The organism is Pseudoalteromonas sp. S16_S37, from assembly GCF_014694405.1.
Classification (GTDB): Bacteria; Pseudomonadota; Gammaproteobacteria; order Enterobacterales; family Alteromonadaceae; genus Pseudoalteromonas.
The window spans coordinates 1-2,319 of record NZ_JAAUWV010000123.1 but is presented as its reverse complement, the minus strand read 5'-3'; the positions used below and the strand labels follow the sequence as shown (position 1 = coordinate 2,319).

Here is a 2,319-nt window from a genome sequence, read left to right as displayed (position 1 = left end):
GTAAGCGTGCAGCGAACCACACCTAGAGCTTAACTATCCAAGGCAGTAAGCTGTCGATATCGCAGTGTGGTTGAGCAAGTTCATTTAAACAATGCATCACGTAGTCGAATGCAGTGAGGCCGTTTGCTTTGGCTGTCTCGATCACGCTGTAGAGGATTGCGCTACTCTGTGCGCCACTGGTGGTGAAGCTAAACAGCCAGTTTTTTCGGCCGATAACGAACGGTTTAATCGCACGTTCTGCACGATTGTTATCCATGCTTAACAGGCCGTCTTCAAGGTAACGAATGAGTTTCGGCCATTGTCTTAGCGTGTAATGGACGGCTTCACCTAGCTTTGATTTTGGCACTACCGTTTGCGCTGATTTATCTAACCAGGTTTTAAACTGTGTCAGCAGCGGTGTGCTTTGTTGTGCCCGTGCAGCTTGCCGCACTTCAGCGCTTGCTGTCTTGTGCGCAGTTTCAACCCGATATAGTTTTTGAATATGGTTGAGCGCCCAGTCCGCCTTGCCGGTTTTACCTTTGACTTGCGCATCCGCAGCTTCTTTGAACTTGCGTCTTGCGTGTGCCCAGCAACCAACCAGTGTCGCTTGTGTTTGTTCGTAACCTGCATAACCATCAACTTGCAGATAGCCGTTGTAGCCCTGTAAAAATGCCACAGGACAGCGACCCGCGCGGCTATTTTGATAGTCGAACAGGGCGATGTTGGGGATGCTTGCCCCTGGCGCAGGCGAGTCCGTGCCGCTGCAATACAGCCACATGTAACTGGTCTGTTTGTCTTCTTTCACCACCTTAACCGTGGTTTCATCGCCATGCAGTACCAGTTGCTGTAGCAGCACTTCATGCAGCCTGTCGTAAAGCGGTTTAAATAAACTGGCGCAGCGGAGCATCCAGTCTGCCATCGTTCCCCTTCCCAGCGCGATACCATATTGTTTGAACAGGCTTTCTTGGCGATACAGCGGTAAACCATACTGATATTTGCTGGTGATGATTTGGCTCAGTAAGCTAGCCGTAGCAATACCTTTGGGAATAGGGCTTGGTGGTACAGGGGCTTGTTTTATCTCAACCTGAATTTGTGTTTTTTCACACTGTCGGCAACTATATTTTGGTCTGACATGTTCGATGACTTTGACCTGAGCCGGGATAAACTCCAACTTTTCGCTAACATCCTCGCCCATTTTATGCAGCTCACCGCCACAGCAGTCACACTGTTTGTTGTCGATTTCATGCACAACACGTTCGCGGGGCAGCGCTTTTGGCAATGGTTGGCGCGTAGGCTTTTTGCGCTGATATTCAATGGTTTCAACATCTTGCTCTAACGTCTCTTCAACGAGCGTTTCCGCTTCATTGAACAAGTCACCTTGCGCGGGGTGTGACTCACTGCTGGCCCCAAAGCGTTTTTGCTGGGCCAGTCTGAATTGTTCTTCTAGGTAATTATTACGCGCCTGAAGCTGAGCAATGACTTCTTCTTGCTTCGCTAGCTGCTGGCGTAATACATCAAGTTCGTTTTGCATGTACGTTACTTTATCAGTAAAGTAACTTTATTTAAATTAATAACTTAGACTGTTTTATGCTCTAAAATCTGCTGTTATGATCATACGTTATAACCATAATTAAGCGGCTTATGAGCAATGACGGATAAGCCAGACAACAACCACTGCCATTGCTCAGCAGTGAGTACAATCACCTCATCTGACTCTTTATTGGGCCACTTAAACTTGTCTTTTTCTAGGCGTTTGTACCACAGTGCAAAGCCAGTTTTATCCCAATACAACACCTTCAGCTTGTCTTTGCTCTTATTACAAAAGGCAAAGACGTTACCCGTCATTGCGGACGTTGCCATTTCTTGCTCAACAACTGCAGCGAGGCCATTGATGGACTTACGAAAATCAACAGGCTGGCGATGCAAGTAAACCGATTCATTTTGCCAGCAGATCATGACAGCGCCCTGAGCAGTGCAGCTAACCAGTGGGCATCTGTGGTTGATGGCAACAACAATGTGCTCTGACCATGCTTGAGCTGCAACAACTCAGGTAGAGAAACGGACTCAAATGCCACAGGCCTCGCGACAACAAAAGCTGACTGAGCTGGCTTTTTATTGCACAGCTTACTTCGGCGATTATAAAAGGACTTGGTACTGAGATTGTGCTGCTGGCAAAAATCAGCGATAGACAACCCACTGAGTTCTTGTTGTTCGATAAGTTGCAGCCATTGCTGCGCGGTCTTGTGTTTAGGCATGTTCAGCTCCAAATTGAGATCAGAGCGTTACTTTATAAGCTGACAACACCCAGTTGCTAGGTGTGGTTTAGGCGACGCTTACAAT

General features: G+C 47.6%; 3 protein-coding genes. All 3 read right to left on the bottom strand.

Going from position 1 to position 2,319, the window contains the following annotated elements:
- Positions 1 to 22: 22 nt before the first annotated feature.
- The 3 genes from tnpC to tnpA all read right to left on the bottom strand — a co-directional run bounded on the left by tnpC (position 23) and on the right by tnpA (position 2,234).
- Positions 23 to 1,510 carry an IS66 family transposase gene (gene tnpC / locus HC733_RS22000; protein WP_190367117.1) on the bottom strand — a complete coding sequence of 496 codons (1,488 nt, stop codon included), beginning with the start codon at positions 1,508 to 1,510 and terminating at the stop codon, positions 23 to 25.
- Between the two features lie 80 nt (positions 1,511 to 1,590).
- On the bottom strand, positions 1,591 to 1,935 hold the full coding sequence (gene tnpB, locus HC733_RS21995; protein WP_190367116.1) for an IS66 family insertion sequence element accessory protein TnpB: 345 nt from the start codon (positions 1,933 to 1,935) through the stop codon (positions 1,591 to 1,593).
- Positions 1,932 to 2,234, bottom strand: a complete 303-nt coding sequence (tnpA, locus tag HC733_RS21990; protein ID WP_190367115.1) for an IS66 family insertion sequence element accessory protein TnpA — start codon at positions 2,232 to 2,234, stop codon at positions 1,932 to 1,934. The genes tnpB and tnpA overlap by 4 nt, the downstream gene beginning before the upstream one ends.
- Between the last annotated feature and the right edge of the window lie 85 nt (positions 2,235 to 2,319).